The sequence below is a fragment of the Erythrobacter sp. genome, from assembly GCF_038133525.1.
Lineage (GTDB): Bacteria > Pseudomonadota > Alphaproteobacteria > Sphingomonadales > Sphingomonadaceae > Qipengyuania.
This window is the reverse complement of the sequence record NZ_JAYPTL010000130.1, coordinates 1-2,610: the sequence shown is the minus strand read 5'-3', so window position 1 is coordinate 2,610 and position 2,610 is coordinate 1. Positions and strand designations below refer to the sequence as shown.

5 protein-coding genes are annotated in these 2,610 nt (G+C 61.6%); 4 read left to right on the top strand and 1 reads right to left on the bottom strand.

Going from position 1 to position 2,610, the window contains the following annotated elements; all coding sequences use genetic code 11:
• Positions 1 to 104 precede the first annotated feature (104 nt).
• Positions 105 to 809, bottom strand: a complete 705-nt coding sequence (locus AAFM29_RS17035; protein ID WP_341713925.1) for a class I SAM-dependent methyltransferase — start codon at positions 807 to 809, stop codon at positions 105 to 107.
• Positions 810 to 942: 133 nt separating this feature from the next.
• Here AAFM29_RS17035 and AAFM29_RS17030 point away from each other — a divergent pair, with 133 nt between their 5' ends.
• The 4 genes from AAFM29_RS17030 to AAFM29_RS17015 form a co-directional block, all read left to right on the top strand.
• Entirely contained in the window at positions 943 to 1,239 is a 297-nt protein-coding gene (locus tag AAFM29_RS17030; RefSeq protein WP_066761572.1) for a hypothetical protein, read from the top strand.
• Between the two features lie 3 nt (positions 1,240 to 1,242).
• Positions 1,243 to 1,677 carry a Spy/CpxP family protein refolding chaperone gene (locus AAFM29_RS17025; RefSeq protein WP_008603940.1) on the top strand — a complete coding sequence of 145 codons (435 nt, stop codon included), beginning with the start codon at positions 1,243 to 1,245 and terminating at the stop codon, positions 1,675 to 1,677.
• Positions 1,678 to 1,683: 6 nt separating this feature from the next.
• The gene (locus AAFM29_RS17020; RefSeq protein WP_221563817.1) at positions 1,684 to 2,244 is read left to right on the top strand and encodes an RNA polymerase sigma factor; all 561 of its coding nucleotides are present in this window, start codon (positions 1,684 to 1,686) and stop codon (positions 2,242 to 2,244) included.
• Between the two features lie 55 nt (positions 2,245 to 2,299).
• The coding region (locus AAFM29_RS17015) for a multicopper oxidase domain-containing protein (protein ID WP_341713924.1) at positions 2,300 to 2,610 on the top strand (311 nt) is incomplete at its 3' end.

Genomic DNA, 2,610 nt, shown 5'->3' with positions numbered 1-2,610 from the left:
GAACATCGTATAGGTCGCTGCCTGAGCCACGTTCGAACAGGCTGCCAGCACGAGCAAGGCCGCGCCGCTAATCGATCGCCGGAGCAGCGAAGGCTTTTTCAAATTCATTGTGCAATTCCTTTCTTGTATCCGCGCCATAGCGAGATCGTCCCGGTTGCCGTCGGGAACCGGTGGAGCAGGCATGGCTCGGTGAAGATTTCGGCGAACAGTTTTTCGACTTCGCCGTCGGCGCTGGGCTGCGTGTCGCTTATGCCGTCAAGAGACTGGACGGTCGCCCGGAAGAGGCTCCGCATGAGTGGGCTATCCTGCTTCATATAATCGGAGATCAACACGGTTCCGCCTGGCACGAGCAAGCTTTCGATGGTTTCCAGGATTGTCTGCTTCTTGCGCAAGGGGACCTGGTGCAGGACGAGGCTGCTGACGATCTTGTTCGGCTGCCACCCTGCGGGTAGCTTGAGGCTTTCGAGAAAGCCATTGTGCCATTTCACGAGATCGGCTCCCGCGCCAAACTTGCGCCGCGCAAGCGCGAGCGCATCCGGGTCGGGTTCGACACCGATCAGACCCGCTTCCGGACAATCCGTCATCAAGGCCTTGAGAAGAGTGCCGGTTCCGCTGCCAACATCGATCACCCGGTCGCCGGGGACAAGGTGCAGCTCTTCGACAATCCTTTGGCGCCAGAGATGTTCGCGGGTGAACAGACCGATCGCCCGGTCGTAAAGCGGCGTCAGAAAGCTCTTGCCAAGAAGAGGCGTAAATTCGCCGTGATCTTCAGGTGCGGTGATATTGTTCACGAGCTGGTTCCCATTCATCCCGGGTTCGACCCGATTCTGACAGACCCGTCTCGGTTACGTATGGCGCTGGACATTCCCTCAAAAAAAGAAGTTTAAGGGATTGTGCAGGCGAGCGCGTATAGGACACGTGCAACCCACAGGAGTTTTTCGGATGCGTGACAATCACTCTCTTGATGCGGTGCTCGGAACGCTTTCCACCACCGCCGCCAACGAGGTCCCAGCCGACTTCATGGATGGCGTTTGGCAGCGCGCCGGACAGCTTGGCGAAATCGCCGACCGACGCCGCCGGACGGCCCTTTTCGTCGGTCTGTTCGTCGTCGGGCTTGGAGCTGGCGCCGGAACGAGCGGTTGGCCCGGCGGCTATGGCACGTCTTCCGCGTCATTTGGCGAGGGTCTTATCCTCGGCGAACAGCTGTCCCCATCGGCGCTCCTCCATGTGGAGCAATAGGGTTTGAAGACGACGCATATCGTTCTCGCGGTGCTTCTCGCAGCACTTGCAGGATGCCTCGGCGCGATTGCCGCGGATCGCTGGGCCAATCACGAGGCCGGCTCCGGCCTCCACGATTTCGTGCACGACGAGCTCACCCTGACGGCCGACCAGGAGCAGCGTCTCGATGCGCTCGAGGCCCGTTTCGCTGTCGAAAGGGCACGGCTCGAAGGATCGGCGCGCGCAGCCAATGCCCGGCTCGCCCAGGCGATGGAAAACGAGCATGAATACGGCCCCGAGGTCTCGGCCGCGATCGACGAGGTGCATGCACGCATGGGCGATCTGCAGAAGGCAACAGTGCGCCATGTCTTCGACATGCGTGAAATTCTCGAACCCGAGCAGCAACGCCAGTTCGACCGCAAGGTCTCCGACGCCCTGACCCGCGACCCGCGCGACTGAAGCGCCATGTCGGGGGCGGGCGACAATCCGGATGAGGCCCTTGTTTCGCAGGCGAGGGCTGGAAACAAGCGGGCTTTCAGCCAACTCGTCGAGCATGAAACCGGTCGGCTTCTCGCGCTTGCGACACGCATGCTTTCCTCTCCTTCTCAGGCCGAGGACGTTGTTCAGGACAGCCTCGCTTCGGTGTGGCTGACGCGCCATCGGCTCGATCCGGACAAGCCGATCGGACCCTATCTGACAACCGTCGTCCTCAACCGCTGCCGGGACCGTTTGCGCAGGCGCAAGGTCGCGGGCTTTTTCGGACTGTCGGGCGATGCCGAACTCCATTCCATCGCCGACGATTTGCCGGGTCCTGAAGCGTTGGCCGTTTCCAGGGAAGAGCTCAATCTCGTTCAGGCCGAGATCGCGCGAATGCCTGTAAGGCTGCGCGAAGCGCTTGTGCTCGTGACCATCGAGGGGCGTAGCCAGGCCGAGGCGGCCGATCTTCTCGGAACGACCGAAAAGGCGATCGAAACCCGCGTATATCGCGCGCGCAACAGGCTGAAGGAGCGCTTCGAAAAACTTTGAGGGGTTGGCTGGGCGCGCGCGTAAGTAACGGTAAACGCCAAGTCAGGAGCCCTTTATGATCGCCGTCAATCGACGCAAGTTTCTCGGAGCCGGAGCAGGAGGAATGGGTCTGCTCGGCCTTGCCGGGGCGATGCCTGCCTGGGCACGGGGCGCGGACATCCTCGCAGGTAACGCCCGCAAGGGGCTGGACGAGATATCCGGCCCCAATATCGACCTCACCGTTGCCCGATCGGCCTTCGCGACCGGCAACAGGCGCGGCGGCGCGATCGCCGTCAATGGCACGATCCCCGGTCCGCTGTTGCGTTTGCAGGAAGGCACGACCGTCCGGCTCAATGTCCATAACCAGCTCGAGGAAGATACCTCGAT

What these genes read in the sequence shown, in the direction of transcription:
- AAFM29_RS17020 (WP_221563817.1), top strand. Translation starts at nt 1,684, where the DNA reads ATGTCGGGGGCGGGCGACAATCCGGATGAGGCCCTTGTTTCGCAGGCG.
- AAFM29_RS17035 (WP_341713925.1), bottom strand. Translation starts at nt 809, where the DNA reads ATGAATGGGAACCAGCTCGTGAACAATATCACCGCACCTGAAGATCAC.
- AAFM29_RS17030 (WP_066761572.1), top strand. Translation starts at nt 943, where the DNA reads ATGCGTGACAATCACTCTCTTGATGCGGTGCTCGGAACGCTTTCCACC.